Genomic DNA, 19224 nt, shown 5'->3' with positions numbered 1-19224 from the left:
CTCCGGGGTTCGTTTAGCGCGGCTTATGGTGGCTTGAACCATTGTAGGAGCGAGCTTGCTCGCGATGGTGTATCAGGCGAAATCAATGTGGCTGACCCACCATCGCGAGCAAGCTCGCTCCTACAGAGGGTGTGTGTCAGTTGCTGGAGGCTTCGCCGACAGGCAGCTTTTCCTTGCTGCGCCAGTGCGGCAGGGAGTTCCAGTAGCGCTGGCCCTTGGCGTCGTCGTACATGCCTTCCCAACGAGAGACGACCAACACAGCCAGGGCGTTACCAATGACGTTCAGCGCGGTACGGGCCATGTCCATGATGCGGTCGACACCGGCGATGAACGCCAGGCCTTCCAATGGAATACCCACGCTGCCCAGCGTGGCCAGCAACACCACGAAGGACACGCCCGGTACGCCGGCGATGCCTTTGGAGGTGACCATCAGGGTCAGTACCAGCAGCAATTGCTGGCTGATGGACAGGTCGATGCCATAGAGCTGGGCAATGAAGATGGCCGCGATGCTTTGGTACAGCGTCGAACCGTCGAGGTTGAACGAGTAGCCGGTCGGCACCACGAAGCTGCAAATCGCTTTCGGCGCGCCGTAGGCTTCCATCTTCTCGATGACGCGTGGCAGCACGGTCTCGGAGCTGGCGGTGGAGTAGGCCAGCACCAGCTCATCCTTGAAGATGCGCATCAGCTTGATCACCGAGAAGCCGAACAGGCGAGCGATCAGGCCCAGGACCACGAAGGCGAAGAACGCGATGGCGACATAAACCAGGATCACCAGTTTGGCCAGCGGGATGAGGGAGGCAAAACCGAAGTTGGCCACAGTCACCGCGATCAGTGCGAACACGCCGATCGGGGCGTAGTTCATGATCATGTGGGTGACCTTGAACATGCTTTCCGACACGCCCTGGAACATCTTCACCAACGGCTCGCGCAGGTCCGCTTGCAGGCTCGACAGTCCGAGGCCGAACAATACGGAGAAGAAGATGATCGGCAGCATCTCGCCACGGGCCATGGCCGCGAAGATGTTCGACGGGATCAGGTTGAGGATGGTTTCGATGAACGCGTGTTCATGCTGAACTTCAGCGGCCGTGGCCTGGTACTTGGAAATATCCACCGTACCCAGGGTGCTCATGTCGATGCCGGTGCCCGGATGGAACACGTTAGCCAACACCAGACCGACCACGATGGCGATGGTGGTGACGATCTCGAAGTAAATGATGGTCTTCAAGCCGATGCGACCGAGTTTCTTCGCGTCGCCGACGCCAGCGATTCCGACGATCAAGGAGGAGATGACGATCGGGATCACGATCATCTTGATCAGACGGATAAAGATATCGCCTGCTGGTTGCAGGACGTTGCTGATCCACCAGGCCTTTTCGGCGCTGAAATGGTTGAGCAGCGCACCGATTGCAATCCCCAATACCAGACCGATGAGGATCTGCCAGGCGAGGCTAAGCTTTGCCTTCTTCATATCTTTACCCTTACTTGCGTTTGACTCAGGCAGATGCAAGAACTGGAACGCTTGTGGCGAAAAAGTCTTGTGCACCTGCCCCCGTATAAGGTGCCCTGGAGCGCGTGATTTCGGCTCTCTGGCAGGCGAAAAAAGGCGCAACTATTCCGATGCAAGGAGGCAACGTCTAATGCCGTAAACGCCTACCCTATGCCGAATCGGCATGAGCTCTTTTTACTGAAACTACCGTCCCAACCGGTTCGAATACGACATATCGGCAGGCATAAGTGCCGTGAACCGGCCATCACAGGGCAGATTGAGCACTTTTTGATCAGGCTGGAGCCGGGCGTTTTTCAGGGAAATCTCACGCAACGTGGAGAAAAAGCGCGGCAAAAGGTCGACGATTTTTCTCGATGTACGGTCGCGCGCGACACCTCGAGAAAAGTATTTCTCAAGGGAATCAAAGAAGATTGAAAGGTGAAGTAGCGAATCCGAGCGGTTCGCTCTATTTCAACGCATTGCGCGTATAAGCTCTTGGCAAGTCCGTCGAGCCATGAGGGTTCGGCGAACTTGCGTGGCAGCTTTTTTACCTGACCCGGCCCTTGCGCAGGCACTCCCTGTACCAGTAGGTCACTCCGCCCCTGAAACAGGCAGAACGTCCCGACCCCTTGGTCATGCGTCTACCGTCCTCGGGTAGCGCAATGGAAAGAAGCCATGCTGCTTCTTTCGTGTGACGAATTCAGTATCCGTGTGGATCTTTAGTCAGTTGTTCCATCAACAGGCCCTGTATCGGCCGCCTTCGCCATGGCACTACCGCCCGCAAGCAGGGGCGGCTGCCAGTGTCTTTAACCCAACGCTCATGTTCAGCCTCGGCCGCGACGGCCAAAGAAGAACGAAGCAACAAACATCACCAGGAACACGACAAAGAGAATCTTGGCGATACCCGTGGCGGTGCCCGCGATACCACCGAAGCCGAGAACGGCAGCGATGATGGCAATGATCAAGAATGTGATTGCCCAGCTCAACATGGTGATTCTCCTTACGCTTCTATTTAGAGGTAATGCTCGTGGTGCTTTTCCCGGCGCAGCGAACGCGCCAAGTTCGTTTGCTTAGAACACCCAACGTTCCTGGCGAGGCATCTCATCCACAGGCTGGGCCTGGTCGACGTCCATCATTCGCATCGGGGGGCTGTCAGCGAGATTGGCGCTGGCGGCGCTGAAATGGGTTTGAGTCGGGTGCTGAATGGACACTCGCACCGCGTCTTGCTGTTGGCTCTGCTCCCAGCGTTGAAACTGCTGGCCGCCGATCAGGGTGATCAATAGCGCCAGAACAGCAAACAAGCCTTGCTGGATATGCAGTGGCGAGATACGCAACTGGGCGGCACGTTGGCGACTCATCCTGAAGCTCCTCCCACACTGGGGTATCGGGTTTAGGGCGTTTGTTTTTGCCCCGGGTTACCCAGATCATTGCAGCCTGCATGCCAGTTATTTATTGGAAAAAAACCGTTATAAAACAAATGCTTAGTTTGTCGGTGAAAATCGTTTCGGACGCATCCTGCACGATGCCCCTTCTGAAGTCGTGCGTATTGCACGATAGATTTGTAGGAAGTTTGATTATTTTTGAATTGAGAGGAGGGCGTAGATGTCACACAGGGACGTAGGCAATTGCCTAAAAACTGACTTGGCGATGAAAAGCCAACAAAATCAGGCTATTAGCCGTAGGGCAAAGAGAGAGCTACCCTGCAATGGCTTGAATCGACCAGAATCAACCATGCAACTTGCCCGATTTTTCCGGGACTAACCTAAGATCATTCTTTAAGGAGCGTAGGAAAATGGAATCTGCCACTGAGCATCAAGGCCGCATTCTCCTGGTTGATGATGAATCCGCCATCCTGCGCACCTTCCGCTATTGCCTCGAGGATGAAGGCTACAGCGTCGCCACCGCCAACAGCGCGGCACAGGCTGATGCATTGTTGCAGCGGCAGGTTTTCGACCTGTGTTTCCTCGATTTGCGTCTGGGCGAAGACAATGGACTCGATGTTCTGGCTCAGATGCGCATTCAGGCACCCTGGATGCGGGTGGTGATCGTCACCGCTCACTCGGCCGTGGATACCGCGGTCGATGCGATTCAGGCCGGTGCCGCAGACTATCTGGTCAAGCCTTGCAGTCCCGATCAGTTGCGCCTCGCCACCGCCAAGCAGTTGGAAGTACGGCAACTGTCGGCGCGACTGGAAGCTCTGGAAGGCGAAGTTCGTAAACCCAAGGATGGTCTGGATTCCCACAGCCCGGCGATGAAAGTCGTACTCGAAACCGCCCGCCAGGTCGCCAGCACCGATGCCAACATTTTGATTCTCGGCGAGTCCGGCACGGGTAAAGGTGAGCTGTCCCAGGCCATTCACGGCTGGAGCAAGCGCGCGAAGAAATCCTGCGTCACGATCAACTGCCCGTCCCTGAGCACCGAACTCACGGAAAGCGAGCTCTTCGGCCACAGCCGTGGCGCCTTCACGGGTGCCAGCGAAAGCACCCTTGGGCGTGTCAATCAGGCCGACGGCGGAACACTGTTTCTCGACGAAATCGGCGATTTTCCGCTGACGTTACAGCCAAAGTTACTCCGTTTCATCCAGGACAAAGAATACGAGCGTGTTGGCGATCCGGTGACCCGCCGAGCCGATGTGCGAATCCTCGCGGCCACCAACCTGAACCTGGAAGACATGGTGCGCGACGGCCGTTTCCGTGAAGACCTGCTCTATCGCCTTAATGTCATCACCTTGCACTTGCCGCCGCTGCGTGAGCGCCGGGAAGATATTCTGAACCTGGCTGACCGTTTCCTGGCCCGTTTCGTCAAGGAATACGCGCGTCCGGCACGGTGTTTCAGTGATGAAGCACGCGAAGCGCTGCTCGGTTATCGCTGGCCGGGGAATATCCGCGAGCTGCGCAACGTGGTGGAGCGGGCGAGCATTATTTGTCCACAGGAGCGGGTCGAGATCAGCCACCTCGGCATGGCCGAAACCCCGATCAACAACGCGCCACGCATCGGCGCGGCGCTCAGCCTGGATGAACTGGAAAAAGCCCACATCGGCGCAGTCCTCGCCACCGCTGATACCCTCGACCAGGCGGCCAAGACCCTGGGCATCGACGCCTCGACGTTGTATCGCAAACGCAAGCAGTACAACTTGTGAGCCAGCCTCGATGAAACTGGCGATGAAGTTGCGTACCCGGCTTTTTCTGAGTATTTCCGCATTGATCACCGTCGCGCTGCTCGGGCTCTTGCTTGGGCTGGTCAGCGTGATGCAGATGGCCGGGAGCCAGGATGCGCTGCTGCGCAATAACTTTGTCACGCTGGACCTGGGGCTCAAGCTGCGTCAAACATTGGGTGATCAGCTAATCCTGCTGCTCAACGAAAAGCCCGACCCCGCGGCTTTTGAAGCGTCCAAACAACATTATTTCCAGTTGCTCGATGAAGGCATCGCCCATGAACAAAGGGGTGAAGGCAACCTGTATGGATTCATCCAGGCCAAGGATGATTACCAGAGTTTTTTGCAGGCGTTGGAATTGTCACCCGATCCGACCCATGTGCTCAGTGGCAATCAAGAACTGACGGAGAGATTCAACGCGCTGCGCAACGGGTTGATTATCGAGCACAAGCGAGCGCTGGATAACATCAACGAAACGCAACGCCAGTCGCAAGAACGAGCGCTGCTGATTGCCGGGTTGCTCGGGTTAGTCGGGTTGGCGGTATTGATTATCGGCTTCGTCACCGCCCACGCCATCGCTCGGCGGTTTGGCGCACCCATCGAGGCCTTGGCGCAAGCCGCGGACAACATCGGCCAAGGCAATTTCGAAGTGACCTTGCCGATTTCCTCGGCGGTGGAGATGAACCAGTTAACCAAGCGCTTTGGCATCATGGCCGAGGCGCTGCGAGAACATCAGGCCACTAATATTGATGAGCTTCTGGCCGGCCAGCAGCGTTTGCAGGCCGTACTCGACAGCATCGACGATGGTTTGTTGATGATCGACCGCGATGGCCATCTGGAACACCTCAACCCGGTAGCCCAGCGTCAGTTAGGCTGGGACACTGATCGCATGGGTCAGGGGTTGGGCGCCGCTCTTGAGCGGCCCGAGCTCGATGAACAGCTGCAACTGGTGCTGCGAGGCGGGACCCTTGAGCGCGCACCGGAGGACTTGAGCATCGAGGTCGATGGTGAGTCGCGTTTGCTGACCTACAGCTTGACGCCGGTCAGCCATACGCAGGGTCATATTCTTGGCGCCGTGATGGTCTTGCATGACGTCACCGAACAACGGGCATTCGAACGGGTACGCAGCGAATTCGTGCTGCGCGCCTCCCATGAACTGCGGACGCCGGTCACCGGGATGCACATGGCGTTCGGCCTGTTCCGCGAGCGCACGCACTTTGCCGTGGATTCGCGTGAAGCCGACCTGTTGGACACCGTGAATGAAGAAATGCAGCGCTTGATGCAATTGATCAACGACCTGCTGAATTTCTCGCGTTATCAGAACGGCTTGCAGAAACTCTCACTGGCGCCATGCGCCATCGAGGAATTGTTGGTACAGGCCCAAATGCGTTTTGCCGACCCGGCGGCCCAGAAGGGCATCAATCTATTGGTTGAAGTGCAGGGGCCATTACCCTGGTTGCAGGCCGATAAAGCCCAATTGGACAGGGTGCTGGATAACCTGATTGATAACGCGTTACGCCATACTGCCCCCGAAGGGCAGATACGCTTGCAGGCCCGGCGCCACGGCGAGCGGGTGATTATCAGCGTCGAGGACAACGGCGAAGGTATTGCCTACGGCCAGCAGGGGCGGATCTTCGAGCCCTTTGTCCAGGTCGGTCGCAAGAAGGGCGGTGCCGGACTGGGCCTGGCACTGTGCAAGGAAATCGTGCAGTTGCACGGCGGGCGGATGGGTGTTTATTCGCGGCCGGGGCAGGGCACTCAGTTCTATATGGCGCTGGCGGTATAAAACGTTTTCAGGCCTCGTCATCCAGTCGTCGTCTAGCCAACCGGCGGCCACGGGTAATCAGTTCGATGAACTGCACCGCGCTCAGCGCGTGGGCGAACAACCAACCCTGACCAAACTTCACGCCTTCGCTGCTGAGAAACGTCACCTGGGATTCGTGTTCGATGCCCTCTGCAATCACCTTGAGTTGCAGGGCGTGGGCCATATGAATGATGTGCGGGGCTACACCACTGCTCGCGGCGTCATGGCCTAGAGCGTCGATAAAGGCCTTGTCGATTTTCAAACAATCCACTGGCAGGGTTTGCAGATAGGCGAGGCTGCAATAACCGGTGCCGAAGTCATCAATCAGCACCTGATGCCCGACATCGCGCAAGGCTTGCAGGTTTTCCCGAGCGACCACCACATCTATCAATCCCCGCTCGGTGACCTCAAAGGCAATTTGCTTTGCCGCGACCCTGTGCAAGGTCAGCAGGCGCGCCATCACCTGGCCGATGCGCGGCACCATGACGTCGCAAGCGGCCAGGTTGACCGAGATGTACAGCTGCGGATTGGTTCGCAGCAATTGCCCGAGCTGCTCAAGCAGACGCTGTAAGACGAAATCGGTCATCTGGCGGATTTGGCCGGTGTTCTCCGCCATCGGAATGAACAGATCCGGGCTGGTAAGGGTGCCATCGGGCCTTCGCCAGCGTAGCAAGGCTTCTGCCCCGACACAGTTGCGGCTGTCGAGATCGAAGATCGGTTGATACAACACCTGCAACTCGCCTCGCCGTATCGCGCCAGTGAGTTCGGCGTCCAGTGACTGACGCTGACGCACCAGCAAAAATACGAGAAAGCCCACACACACGGCCAACGCCAGGCTGGCTGGCAGCAACCACCACCAAACTGCGGGTATATGCATGACGCTGCGCGGGCTGATCAGCACCAGTTGATACCCCGGATTGTTCGTCGGCATGCGGTAGATCAAGCGCGTTTGCGTGACTTGCAGCGCATCACTGCCTTTCGGCGGCCAAGGCTCGGTCGGCGGCCAGACTTGCGTGGTGCCGAGTACCGGAATCGCACGTTTGCCGTGATCGAGTACCACGAGCAGGCTGCTTCCCGGTGACAAGTCGACCATGTCGGTCAAATGCCCGCGAGAGGTTGCGACACGAAAATTGCCGCGCCCAAGCATTAGCGCGGCCCGGTTTTCATCGGGCTCGGTCGTGGTGTTTAACCAATAGCTGTAGGTGGGGCCTTTGATGTCCGGCTGTCGTGTCAACGAAAGCCCTTCCTGGCGGGGGCGGTTTGAGCAGATCCGTGTGGCGTCCATGTAGGCCGCTTCGTAAACGAAGCGGTAATTGAAACTGACCTGCTGCAACGTCGCGATCATTTCGTCATCGCAGCCTCGTAGCGGCTGGGCTTCCAAATCGTCGAGGCTTTCGCGCAGTTGCCCGAAAAGCTGTTCCAGGCGAGCGAGAAAGCGCTCACCTTGGGCGTACATTTCCTGACTCTCGTTTTGCTCGACCTGGTGCATTGCCACGAAAAGGCTGCCGGCCATCAGCAGTGACGCGCTCAACACAGCAGCCAGCATCGCCAAAAACCAAGGGCGATAGAACCAACTACGAAATGTCTCTCGAGCAGCAGGCATATGGAATATCCGAAGAATTACCAATGAGTTATAGCTGCTGATTGAGAAAAAGCCTTTACCGTCGGGCGGGCGTCATTATTTTGTCTGATTTAATACCTGGAGGAGCGCCGCACTTTGCGCGTCTGGGGTGCCGTCAAAGCGTGAAGGCCGGAAATGCATCTGAAAAGCGGCAAGCACATGACGTGTCGCTACATCCAGTTCACCGGTTTGCGGCGTGGTATAACCCAAGTGCGCCAATTGAGTCTGGAACCAACTGATGCTTGGCAGTTGAGCCTCGAATTGTGCTTGCTGGCGCGCTACAACTTGCTCGTTCGGCCAGATTCCCAAGCCTTCGGCCGCCAGACGTTTCCAGGGGAACAGCGGGCCTGGATCAAGCTTGCGCAGGGGCGCAATGTCGCTATGGCCGATGATGTTGATCGGGCTGATTGCGTAACGTTTGGTGATGTCCTTGAGCAGAACGATCAAGGACTGGACCTGGGCTTCGCTGTAGGGGTACCACAGACGCCCGGTCGGCGTTTCTTTGAAGCCCGGATTGACAATTTCGATGCCGATGGAGCTGGAGTTCAACCAGGTCCGGCCTTGCCATTCGCTTTCGCCGGCGTGCCAGGCCCGGAGGTTTTCATCGATCAGCTTGTAGATAGTGGCGTTCTTGTCGTCGCCGATAAGGTAATGGCTGCTGACGTCGCCATGGGTCAGCAATTGCAGCGAGCGCTCCAGTGACGCATTGGTGTAATGCACGACCACGAACTGGATGCGACTGTCGTGATTGACTGAAGGATGACTCGTGTCGAAGCGGGGGCCGCTGGCGCAACCGGCCAGTAGAATCAACGACACAATGAGAGCAAGGAATTTCATGGCAGAGGCAGTACACGCAAGACAGTAATGAAACAGTGTAACGTACTGCCTTGCATGCGGAGGGCAAAGGTGGTGTTTTACACAAAATAGAACAGTTGACCGTCAGCCCGGTTCCACCCGGTTACGGCCAGCATGTTTCGCACGGTACAACGCCTGATCGGCTCTTTTAAGCACCAGGTCGCTATGTTCGCCGGGCTTGAATGCAGTCAGGCCCATGGAAATAGTGATGGTGACGGGCTCTCCCTTGAAGTGAAAAGGGCACGCCTCGATCGCCGCCCGCAGGCTTTCCAGCAGTTTCATGCCGACCGCGGGGGCCGTGCCCGGCATCAGCAGCACAAACTCTTCACCGCCAAACCGGGCAATGAAGTCTGTCCCGCGCAAGCGCTTGCGCAGCACGGTGGCGATGATTTTCAGCACCTTGTCGCCCGCCAGGTGACCGTAGTTATCGTTGATGCGTTTGAAATGGTCGAGGTCGAGCATGGCCAGCAACAGGGTATTACCGTGTTGCTGCCACTCGCTGATTTCGTGTTCCAGCCGTTCGGTCCAGGCCGCACGGTTGGGAAGGCCGGTCAGCGGGTCGATCAAGGCTTTCTGCCGCTGCTCTTCGAGGTGCTCACGATAGCCCAGCGCTTCCTGCTCCATGTGGGCCACCCGTTCGGCCAGACTGTGCAAACGAGTCGCGACTTCATGTTCGCGCTCGTCGCGTTGTTTCTGGTAATGGTCCATCGTGCCGAGCAGGCCTTCGAGATGGTTTTCCAGGACGTGCTTGAGATCGTCCAGGTCCGCCGCTTCCTGCATGCTGCTCTGTAAACCGTCGACCTGCTCACGAATCTGCGTATCCATCTCGCGCGCGGCAGAACGGTTGTCGGCGTAGCCGTCGCTGGCGGCTTGCAGATTGCTTTGGAAGGACTCGAGGCGTTCGTTGAGCTGTTGCAGATAGGCTTCGAACTCGTGCTGGCCGCTATCGTTGATTGCCAGCATCAATGTTGCAAGATCGTCGAGGATCGGCAGCAACTCGTACCAGTTCAGACCGTTTTGCAGGCGATTACGCATGGCCTCGGCTTGCGGACGATGACGTTCGGGGAGCGTCAGGTCATCGAGCAGCCCCAAAAGGGTGTCCTCGATGTGCTTGGCCACCGAGCTGTAGGACGGCTCGGGCGAGTCTGGAAGGGCGTACAAAGGATCAACCGCGGGGTGTTCCGGTTCGATAGCGACCAACGCCTCTGGCCCAGTCGTGGGCAGAGGCAGGCTGTCGGGGGACGTCGTCGGAGTCAGTTCATCCGGGTTGCTTGCGAGTGGGGGCTGTGGCGCTGGTTCAATGGTAGTGGGAACCGGCCCCTCTGGCTTTTCTATGTCTGCCTGTGGCTGCGTTTCGGAATCATCAGTGCGGAGGGGGTCTGGCTTAACGACTTGCGGGACAAATGGCACGACTGTCGGGGACGGCGTCGTGGCAGGTGGCATCTCGATTGTCGGTGGCTCCAACTCGGCAACGTGGGCGGTGGGTCGCACGGGTTGCGGCACATCAAGGGCGGGCGCGACATCGTGTATGGCCAGCGGTGCCGCTGTAATAGCTGCCGGAGCGGCGTCGACAGGTTGTGCGGTGGAAGACTGCACTGCGAGGGTAGCGACCTGTGGTGTCGCGTTATCGGCATCATGGTGACCGAACAGTCGTTGCAGGAATCCTGGGCGGTCGGGTTCTGCCGGATGCTCTAGCTGGCTCAGGGCCTTGCCTTGCAGGCCGCTCAGTTCGCTGAGCAGCAACGGCATCTCGCGCGCCTGGCTGACCCGTGCGTCCAGGGTTTTGGCGAAATTCTTGAGCGGTCGGCTCACTTCCCGGGGCAGCGGCAAGGTTTGCAACTGAGCGACCAGCGCGGTCAGTGCGGCGCTGGTCTGGTTGACCCGGGTTTCCCGACGCTGTTCGGAGTCGAGCACGGCTTTTTCCAGCCGCGGAATCAGGGCTGCCAGGCCGGCGTCCATGTCATCGGTACGCACGACCTCGCGCATTTCCTTCATGCATTGGTCAACGGCGCGGTCGGTGCCTTCCGCCGCCAACGTGCTGCGCACCAATCCACGACGCAGCAAGTCGAGCCGGGCATCCCATCGACGCTCAAGCCTTTCCTGTTGTTCGATGCTTTTGAGGTACTTCTCTTTCCAACGCTGTGTTTCGTCGCTCATTCATGGGATCCGCGAAGGGCAGGACTCAACGCGGGCAATGCATCGGCCGTGAGCGAACCCGGCAGACGAATCTCTACCGCGACCGGCAGGTGATCGGAAATGGGTTGGGCCAGTACTTCGACCTTTTCAAGGGTCAGGGTCGGGCTGAGCAGAATATGGTCCAGGCAGCGCTGCGGGCGCCAGCTGGGGAAGGTCGCTTCCAGTTGGGGGGCCAACAGGCCGAGGTCACGCAACGGGGAGTTTTGCAGCAGATCACTGGCATGGGTGTTCATGTCGCCCATCAGTACCTGGTGTTTGTAACCGCCAATCAGCTCGCGGATATACGCCAGTTGCAAGCTGCGGGCGCGAGCACCCAGCGCCAGGTGCATCATGACCACCACCAGCGCCTCCGGACCTTCGCCGAAGCGTACCAGGATCGCCCCACGACCCTTGGGCCCCGGCAGCGGGTGGTCTTCAATTGCCCACGGGCGGAGGCGGCTGAGCACGCCATTGCTGTGCTGGCCGAGGCGACCGAGATTGCGATTGAGTTGTTGATACCAGTAGGGGAACGCGCCGAGCTGGGCCAGGTGCTCGACTTGATTGACGTAACCTGATCGCAGGCTGCCGCCATCGGCTTCTTGAAGGGCGACCAGATCGAAGTCGCCCAACAGATTGCCGATCTTTTGCAGATTGTCGGCGCGCCCGGTGTGCGGCAGCAGGTGCTGCCAGCCTCGGGTCAGGTAGTGCCGATACCGCTCGGTACTGATGCCAACCTGGATATTGAAACTGAGCAAACGCAAACGGCTGTCTGCGGGCAAACCCGATGACTCCAGGTGACGTTCGTTGACCTGCGGATCATGCAGGCCAACGACGCGTTCAGTTCCCCAGCGGCGCATGGCAGTTACCGCGCTTAGTTGGCGGCAGCCTTGTTAGCCGCTCGCTCTTTGTCGATCAGTTTGTCGGCCAGTTGCAGCGCTTGTTCGGCACCGCCGGCAGAACCCACGTCGAAGCGGTACTTGCCGTTGACGATCATGGTTGGAACGCCGGAGATTTCGTACTTCTTGGCCAGTTCGCGAGCCTGCACGATTTTGCCCTTGATGGCGAAGGAGTCGAAGGTCGCCAGGAACTTGTCCTTGTCTACGCCTTGAGTGGCCAGGAAGTCGGCCATTTCATTCTTGTCGACGAGTTTCTTGTGCTCTTTCTGGATCGCGTTGAAGACCGCTGCGTGAACCTTGCTCTCGACGCCCATGGCTTCCAGGGTCAGGAACATCTGGCCGTGTGCATCCCATGGGCCGCCGAACATGGCTGGAATACGGACGAAGTTCACGTCGGAAGGCAGTTTTTCAACCCACGGATTGATCACCGGCTCGAATGCGTAGCAATGCGGGCAGCCGTACCAGAACAGCTCCACGACTTCGATCTTGCCCGGCACGGCGACCGGAACCGGATTACTCAGTTCGACGTAGGGTGCGGCGGGTGCTTCAGCGGCTTGGGCAGTCATGCCGAACAGGCTGGCAGCGACGAGTGCGGCGCTGATGATCAGATTACGCATGCTTTACTCCTGGACAATTTTGGTCGCCTCGCGCGACCTGTTTTCAGACAGATCATGGCGGGCTTGAGTTCTGTAGTGTAACGGCAGCGGCCACAAAAAAGGGCGGCCTAAGCCACCCTTTTTATACTTGCTGCGACGGATTAATAGAGCGTTAACGTTGCAGGAGATGTGCACCTCTCGCAACGCTCGATTCACCGGTCTTAGTGCAGGCCTTGAATGTAGCTGGACACTGCTGCGATATCTTCGTCGCTCAGCCTTTTGGCGATAGTCTGCATGGTTTTGGTATCACCATCGTTGGTGCGACCACCGTCTTCCTTACGGAACTCGGTCAGCTGCTTGGCGACGTACTGAGCATGCTGGCCACCCAGGTGCGGGAAGCCGGCAGCCGCGTTGCCTGCGCCATTTGGCGAGTGGCATCCGGTGCAAGCAGGCAGGCCCTTGGCCAGATCGCCACCGCGGAACAAAGCTTCACCGCGAGCCACGACTTTCGGGTCGGCGGCGCCCACACTACCTTTCTGGCTGGAGAAGTAAGCGGCGATATCGGCCAGGTCCTGATCGCTCAGGTTGGTCAGCAGGCCAGTCATTTCCAGTACCGTACGTTTGCCGGACTTGATGTCGTGCAGCTGCTTGTTCAGATAACGCTCGCCCTGACCTGCCAGTTTCGGAAAGTTAGGCGCCATGCTGTTGCCATCCGGGCCATGACAGGCGCCACATACTGCGGCTTTCGCCTGACCAGCAGTCGCATCACCTGCAGCATGGGCAATGCCGGAGATCCCCACGGTCAACAGCAGACTCACGATCAATTTGTTCATCAGCTAATCCAACTACGGCTAAGGGTTAAAGAGTTATGGACCGGAATCACTCGCTCATCCACTGGATGATTGCTCGGTAATCCTCGGCACTGCAGTCCATGCACAAACCACGCGGCGGCATCGCCTTGAAACCCTGGGTCACGTGTTGCACCAGCGTCCCCATACCTTTCGCCAACCTCGGCGTCCAAGCTTCCTGATCGCCCTTTTGAGGCGCCATGGGTAGTTGGCCGGAATGACAGGCACCACAAACACGGTTGTACACAGCTTCCGGATCCTGTGTAGCCTGAGCGCTGTAAAGCGGCATCAAGACACCGGCAGCTAGCAGCCATTTCGTCATAAAACGACCTTTTCAGGGTTGAGAGCGTGCTGCGTTCTAGTGCGCAATCAAGGTCAATCGCTCTCGTGAACTTCATCCTACGCTGGGACAAAGCGCACACAAAATCTGCGGCATTATATACTGGCGTCACTGAAACGGAAACGACACCGCTTGCCGCGTCCATTCCCGGCGCCGCCCACATCGGAAATCTCATGCAACTCAAGAATCCCATCCTCGGTCTGTGCCAACAGTCCACCTTCATGCTCAGCGCCGCCAAAGTCGACCAATGTCCCGACGACGAAGGCTTTGAAGTGGCCTTCGCCGGGCGTTCCAACGCCGGCAAGTCCAGTGCGCTGAACACCCTGACGCACGCCAGCCTGGCGCGAACCTCGAAAACGCCGGGGCGCACACAGCTGTTGAACTTCTTCAAGCTAGACGATGATCGTCGTCTGGTCGACCTTCCGGGGTACGGTTACGCAAAAGTACCTATCCCGTTGAAGCTGCACTGGCAGCGTCACCTGGAAGCCTATCTGGGCGGACGCGAGAGTTTGAAAGGTCTGATTTTGATGATGGATATCCGCCATCCAATGACCGACTTCGACCTGCTGATGCTGGATTGGGCCGTTGCCAGCGGCATGCCGATGCACATTCTGCTGACCAAAGCGGACAAACTGACCTACGGCGCGGCGAAAAACGTCCTGCTTAAGGTGCAGTCGGACATTCGTAAGGGCTGGGGCGATGCCATTAGCATCCAGCTGTTCTCGGCGCCAAAACGCATGGGCCTGGAAGACGCCTACACTGTACTGGCGGGCTGGATGGAATTGGCGGACAAGGGCGCCGAGGTTGCCCAGCCTGGCGTTTGATCGTTAAAAGTCGGGCAAAAAAAACCCCGGACTTCTTATGGGGAGGGGGAAGTTCCGGGGTTCAAGTTCTAGACCGCTAGGGCGGGGTCCAGATATCTGCCAACACTTAACACAACATTAGGAGCATCGAAGGGCTTCACCACCCATTCAGTAACTCTGAGTGGTGGTTCGCAAGATTAGTTCAGATTTTTTACCAATGCGTTTGGAATAACCCAAATCGCCTTCCGAACTAAGCGCCCTTCGCCCGGTTTCTGCCGCGGCACATGCGTCCTGTAGGAGCGAGCTTGTTCCGGGCGGCGTTCCGACGATGGACGTTAACGATTACGCGGGCCGCCTGGTTGAACGCGGCGCCTTTTCGTTCTTCGCGAGCAAGCTCGCTCCTACAAAGGCGGCTCAGTGAGCCTCATCCCAGTTATTTCCTACACCAACCTCCACCAGAAGCGGTACGTCCAGCGTCACGGCATCGCTCATGTGCATGCGAATTTCTTCACGAACCTGGTCGACCAAATCTTCACGCACTTCAAGCACCAATTCATCATGCACTTGCAGGATGACTTTGGCGTCCAGGCCCGAGGTTGTCAGCCAATTATCCACTGCAACCATGGCTTTCTTGATGATGTCCGCTGCAGTGCCTTGCATCGGGGCATTGATCGCGGTGCGTTCGGCACCTTTGCGCAAGGCCGGGTTTTTCGCGTTGATTTCCGGTAGGTACAGGCGACGACCGAAGATCGTTTCGACGAACCCTTGTTCGGCGGCCTGGGCACGCGTGCGCTCCATGTACGCCAGCACGCCTGGGTAGCGAGCGAAATAACGGTCGATATAGGCTTGGGATTGCTTGCGATCGACGCCGATCTGCTTGGCCAGGCCAAACGCACTCATGCCATAGATCAAACCGAAGTTGATCGCCTTGGCGCTGCGTCGCTGGTCGGTGCTGACCTCTGCCAGTTCCACCCCGAAGACTTCGGCGGCAGTGGCCTTGTGCACGTCCAGATCATTGCGGAAGGCGTGCAGCAAGCCTTCGTCCTTGGCCAGGTGCGCCATAATCCGCAGTTCAATCTGCGAATAGTCCGCAGCCAGCAATTTGTAGCCTTTTGGCGCAACGAATGCCTGACGAATCCGACGACCTTCGGCGGTACGGATTGGAATGTTCTGCAGGTTCGGATCGCTGGACGACAACCGCCCGGTCGCCGCAACAGCCTGATGATAAGACGTGTGGATTCGCCCGGTGCGCGGGTTGATCTGCTCCGGCAGGCGATCGGTATAGGTGCTTTTCAGCTTGCTCATCGAACGGTACTGCATCAGCACCTTGGGCAGCGGGAAATCCTGTTCGGCCAGTTCCGCCAGTACCGCTTCGGCAGTTGAAGCCTGGCCCTTGGCAGTTTTGCTGAGGATCGGCAGGCCGAGTTTTTCGTACAGGATCACGCCCAATTGCTTCGGCGAGCCCAGGTTGAATTCTTCCCCGGCGATGGCAAACGCCTCGCGTTCAAGGGCAACCATCTTTTCGCCCAGTTCAACGCTCTGGATGCCCAGCAGGTTGGCGTCGACCAGCGCGCCCTGGCGTTCGATCCGCGCCAGCACCGGCACCAGTGGCATTTCGATTTCGCTCAACACCTTGCTCAGGCTCGGAATGGCGTTGAGTTTTTCTTGCAGGGTTTGGTGCAGGCGTAGCGTCACGTCAGCGTCTTCGGCGGCGTATGGCCCGGCCAGTTCCAGAGAAATCTGGTCAAACGTCAGCTGCTTGGCGCCTTTGCCGGCAATGTCCTGGAAGCTGGTTGTGGTGTGGTTCAGGTATTTGAGCGCCAGGCTGTCCATGTCGTGGCGGGTCGCGGTGGAGTCCAGCACGTAGGATTCGAGCATGGTGTCGAAAGCGATGCCTTGTACCGTGATGCCGCAACGTTGATCACCACCGATGGCACAGTTGGCCAGGATATTCATGTCGAACTTGGCGTGCTGGCCGACCTTGAGTTTGTTCGGGTCTTCCAGAATCGGCTTCAGTGCCCGCAGTACGGTGTCGCGATCCAGTTGATCTGGCACGCCCATGTAGGAATGGGTCAGCGGGATGTAGGCCGCTTCGTTGGCTTTCACCGCAAAGGACAGACCCACCAGTTGAGCCTGCTGCGCATCGATACCGGTGGTTTCGGTGTCGAAGGCAATCAGCTTGGCGTCGTTCAGTTTCTTGAGCCAGAGATCAAAATCGGCCTGGGTGAGGATCGTGGTGTACTTGAGTTCGGTATCGACGACAGCTTCTTCAAGCACCGGGGCGGTGACTTCCTGGCCGGAACGCTTGGCATCACGTTGGTTCTCATCGAACCAGCTCTTGAATTCGAGCAAGGTGTAGAGCTCGGCGAGTTTGTCGTGATCGGGCTTGCCCATTTGCAGGTCGTCGAGGCCGACGTCCAGCGGCACGTCGATCTTGATGGTCGCCAGCTGATAAGAGAGGAAGGCCATCTCTTTGTGTTCTTCAAGCTTGGCCGGCAGGGTCTTGGCGCCGCGAATTGGCAGGGTCGGAACGATATCAAGCTGTGCATAGAGCTCGGTCAAACCGCCGTTTACGCCCACTAGCAGGCCGGAAGCGGTCTTCGGACCGATACCCGGGACGCCCGGGATGTTGTCGGAAGAATCGCCCATGAGTGCCAGATAATCGATTATCTGCTCTGGAGCGACGCCGAATTTCTCCTTCACGCCCTCCACGTCCATGCTGCTACCGGTCATGGTATTGACCAAGGTAATGTGGCCGTCGACCAGCTGCGCCATGTCCTTGTCGCCGGTAGAAATGATGACCGGACGATCAGCGGCGGCACTGCTGCGGGCCAGCGTGCCGATCACGTCATCGGCTTCGACGCCTTCGACACATAGGAGCGGGAAGCCCAAAGCGATCACGCTTTGGTGCAGTGGCTCTATCTGCACGCGCATGTCGTCAGGCATGCTCGGACGGTTGGCTTTGTATTCGGCGTACATGTCATCGCGAAAAGTCCCACCCTTGGCGTCGAACACCACGGCGAACGGACTGTCCGGATACTGCTTGCGCAGACTCTTGAGCATGTTCAGCACGCCTTTGACCGCGCCGGTCGGCAGACCTTTGGAAGTGGTCAGCGGCGGCAGGGCATGAAAGGCGCGGTACAGATAAGAAGAACCGTCCACCAGGACGAGGGGGGCTTGGCTCATGAGCAGGATCAACCTTTTCGGCGGGTCCGGCGCTAGAATAGCGGGACCGTTGACGACAAAGGGACAAGGTTATCATGTGCACACTAAATCGCCTGTTGCTGGCTGGCTTGTTTGCGCTTACTCCATTGGCCGTCATGGCGGCGGACGATGCGCCAACCCCAGAGCCGGAAGTTACAATCCGCACGGAAGGGGACAAGGTCATTCAGGAGTACCGTCAAAACGGTTTTCTGTATGCGATCAAGGTCACGCCGAAGGGCGCACCGCCGTATTTTCTGGTGCGCGCGGACGGCACAGATGCAAACTTCATCCGCTCGGATCAGCCGGATATGCTGATTCCGTCGTGGAAAATCTTTGAGTGGAAGTAGTTTCTTAATTTCAATTGGCGCTTGCTGACAGGTCGGCGCCCGTACTGGCAGTTTAAACATGTCTGTGTTCACCCCCCTGGCTCGGCCCGAGCTGGAAACCTTTCTCGCCCCTTATGGGCTCGGCCGCCTGCTTGATTTCCAGGGAATTGCCGCCGGTAGCGAAAACACCAACTTCTTCATCAGCATGGAGCAGGGCGAGTTTGTCCTGACCCTGGTCGAGCGCGGACCGGTTCAGGAGATGCCGTTCTTCATCGAGCTGCTCGACGTGCTGCATGAGGCCGACCTTCCGGTGCCGTATGCGCTGCGTACCGTTGATGGTATCGCCCTGCGCGAACTGGCGGGCAAGCCGGCGCTGTTGCAGCCGCGCCTGGCGGGCAAACACATCAAGGAAGCCAACGCACAGCATTGCGCTCAGGTGGGCGAGTTGCTCGGCCATCTGCATCTGGCAACCCAGGCCAACATGATCAAGCGCAAGACGGATCGCGGGCTGGACTGGATGCTGGAAGAGGGCACGCAGTTTCTGTCGCACCTGAATGCCGAGCAGAGCGATTTGCTACAGCGGGCTCTGGACGAGATCACACAGCAGAAAACGAAAATTCTGGCATTACCACGTGCCAACATCCACGCGGATCTGTTCCGCGACAATGCGATGTTCGAAGGCACCCACCTGACCGGGTTGATCGATTTCTACAATGCTTGCTCGGGGCCGATGCTGTACGACGTAGCGATTGCCTTGAATGACTGGTGCTCGGACGAGGACGGGGTGATCGACGGCGCGCGGGCGCGGGCATTGCTCGGGGCCTATGCCGCTCTGCGACCCTTCACGGCTGCCGAGGCCGAGTTGTGGCCCACCCTGCTGCGGGTGGCATGCGTGCGGTTCTGGCTGTCGCGCTTGATTGCGGCGGAGTCTTTCGCCGGCCAGGACGTGTTGATTCACGATCCCATGGAGTTTCAGCAGCGCTTGGCGCAGCGGCAGAAGGTCAACACACCGTTGCCTTTTGCCCTTTAAAAGCTTCGCGAGCAGGCTCGCTCCCACAGGACTCATGCGGTCCATGTGGGAGCGAGCCTGCTCGCGATAGCGGCGGGTCAGGCAAC

The 19224-nt window shown here is 58.2% G+C and carries 16 protein-coding genes; 5 read left to right on the top strand and 11 right to left on the bottom strand.

Annotation, left to right across the window (positions count from 1 at the left end; translation table 11 throughout):
• Positions 1-136 precede the first annotated feature (136 nt).
• The 3 genes from gltP to JFU37_RS12260 form a co-directional block, all read right to left on the bottom strand.
• Positions 137-1468, bottom strand: a complete 1332-nt coding sequence (gene gltP / locus JFU37_RS12270) for a glutamate/aspartate:proton symporter GltP (RefSeq protein ID WP_201115547.1) — start codon at positions 1466-1468, stop codon at positions 137-139.
• Between the two features lie 842 nt (positions 1469-2310).
• Entirely contained in the window at positions 2311-2475 is a 165-nt protein-coding gene (locus tag JFU37_RS12265; protein WP_008002172.1) for a DUF1328 domain-containing protein, read from the bottom strand.
• Between the two features lie 81 nt (positions 2476-2556).
• Entirely contained in the window at positions 2557-2844 is a 288-nt protein-coding gene (locus JFU37_RS12260) for a hypothetical protein (RefSeq protein ID WP_201115546.1), read from the bottom strand.
• Between the two features lie 434 nt (positions 2845-3278).
• Between JFU37_RS12260 and algB the strand changes: the two genes are divergently transcribed.
• Together algB and JFU37_RS12250 are read left to right on the top strand one after the other, a co-directional pair.
• Positions 3279-4625, top strand: a complete 1347-nt coding sequence (algB, locus tag JFU37_RS12255; RefSeq protein ID WP_201115545.1) for a sigma-54-dependent response regulator transcription factor AlgB — start codon at positions 3279-3281, stop codon at positions 4623-4625.
• A 10-nt stretch (positions 4626-4635) separates the two neighbouring features.
• Entirely contained in the window at positions 4636-6426 is a 1791-nt protein-coding gene (locus JFU37_RS12250; protein ID WP_201115544.1) for an ATP-binding protein, read from the top strand.
• A 7-nt stretch (positions 6427-6433) separates the two neighbouring features.
• Here JFU37_RS12250 and JFU37_RS12245 read toward each other — a convergent pair whose 3' ends face one another.
• The 7 genes from JFU37_RS12245 to JFU37_RS12215 form a co-directional block, all read right to left on the bottom strand.
• Positions 6434-8047, bottom strand: a complete 1614-nt coding sequence (locus JFU37_RS12245) for an EAL domain-containing protein (RefSeq protein ID WP_201115543.1) — start codon at positions 8045-8047, stop codon at positions 6434-6436.
• A 75-nt stretch (positions 8048-8122) separates the two neighbouring features.
• Positions 8123-8902, bottom strand: coding sequence for an N-acetylmuramoyl-L-alanine amidase (locus tag JFU37_RS12240; protein ID WP_201115542.1), 780 nt, complete (start codon positions 8900-8902; stop codon positions 8123-8125).
• A gap of 102 nt (positions 8903-9004) precedes the next feature.
• Positions 9005-11077, bottom strand: a complete 2073-nt coding sequence (locus JFU37_RS12235) for a diguanylate cyclase (protein ID WP_201115541.1) — start codon at positions 11075-11077, stop codon at positions 9005-9007.
• A complete protein-coding gene (locus JFU37_RS12230) occupies positions 11074-11952 on the bottom strand; it encodes an endonuclease/exonuclease/phosphatase family protein (RefSeq protein WP_201115540.1) in 879 nt (292 codons plus the stop codon). Before JFU37_RS12230 ends, JFU37_RS12235 begins: the two co-directional genes overlap by 4 nt.
• 14 nt (positions 11953-11966) lie before the next feature.
• Positions 11967-12608: a thiol:disulfide interchange protein DsbA gene (gene dsbA / locus JFU37_RS12225; RefSeq protein ID WP_201115539.1), complete on the bottom strand. Its 642-nt coding sequence runs from the start codon at positions 12606-12608 to the stop codon at positions 11967-11969.
• 200 nt (positions 12609-12808) lie between these two features.
• Positions 12809-13420, bottom strand: a complete 612-nt coding sequence (locus tag JFU37_RS12220) for a c-type cytochrome (protein WP_201115538.1) — start codon at positions 13418-13420, stop codon at positions 12809-12811.
• Positions 13421-13466: 46 nt separating this feature from the next.
• Positions 13467-13757, bottom strand: a complete 291-nt coding sequence (locus tag JFU37_RS12215) for a c-type cytochrome (RefSeq protein WP_201115537.1) — start codon at positions 13755-13757, stop codon at positions 13467-13469.
• Between the two features lie 191 nt (positions 13758-13948).
• Between JFU37_RS12215 and yihA the strand changes: the two genes are divergently transcribed.
• Positions 13949-14599, top strand: a complete 651-nt coding sequence (gene yihA, locus JFU37_RS12210) for a ribosome biogenesis GTP-binding protein YihA/YsxC (RefSeq protein WP_201115536.1) — start codon at positions 13949-13951, stop codon at positions 14597-14599.
• 393 nt (positions 14600-14992) lie between these two features.
• Here the strand turns inward: yihA and polA are convergent, their stop codons facing one another.
• A complete protein-coding gene (gene polA, locus JFU37_RS12205) occupies positions 14993-17764 on the bottom strand; it encodes a DNA polymerase I (RefSeq protein WP_201115535.1) in 2772 nt (923 codons plus the stop codon).
• Positions 17765-17838: 74 nt separating this feature from the next.
• Between polA and JFU37_RS12200 the strand changes: the two genes are divergently transcribed.
• Together JFU37_RS12200 and JFU37_RS12195 are read left to right on the top strand one after the other, a co-directional pair.
• Positions 17839-18129 (top strand): DUF2782 domain-containing protein, encoded by a 291-nt coding sequence (locus tag JFU37_RS12200; RefSeq protein ID WP_201115534.1) that lies wholly within the window; start codon positions 17839-17841, stop codon positions 18127-18129.
• A 58-nt stretch (positions 18130-18187) separates the two neighbouring features.
• Positions 18188-19138 (top strand): homoserine kinase, encoded by a 951-nt coding sequence (locus tag JFU37_RS12195; RefSeq protein ID WP_201115533.1) that lies wholly within the window; start codon positions 18188-18190, stop codon positions 19136-19138.
• Positions 19139-19224 lie beyond the last annotated feature (86 nt).

The sequence above is a fragment of the Pseudomonas sp. TH41 genome, assembly GCF_016650695.1.
GTDB lineage: Bacteria > Pseudomonadota > Gammaproteobacteria > Pseudomonadales > Pseudomonadaceae > Aquipseudomonas.
The sequence above is the reverse complement of the archived record's forward strand: the minus strand, read 5'-3'. Positions and strand labels throughout refer to the sequence as shown.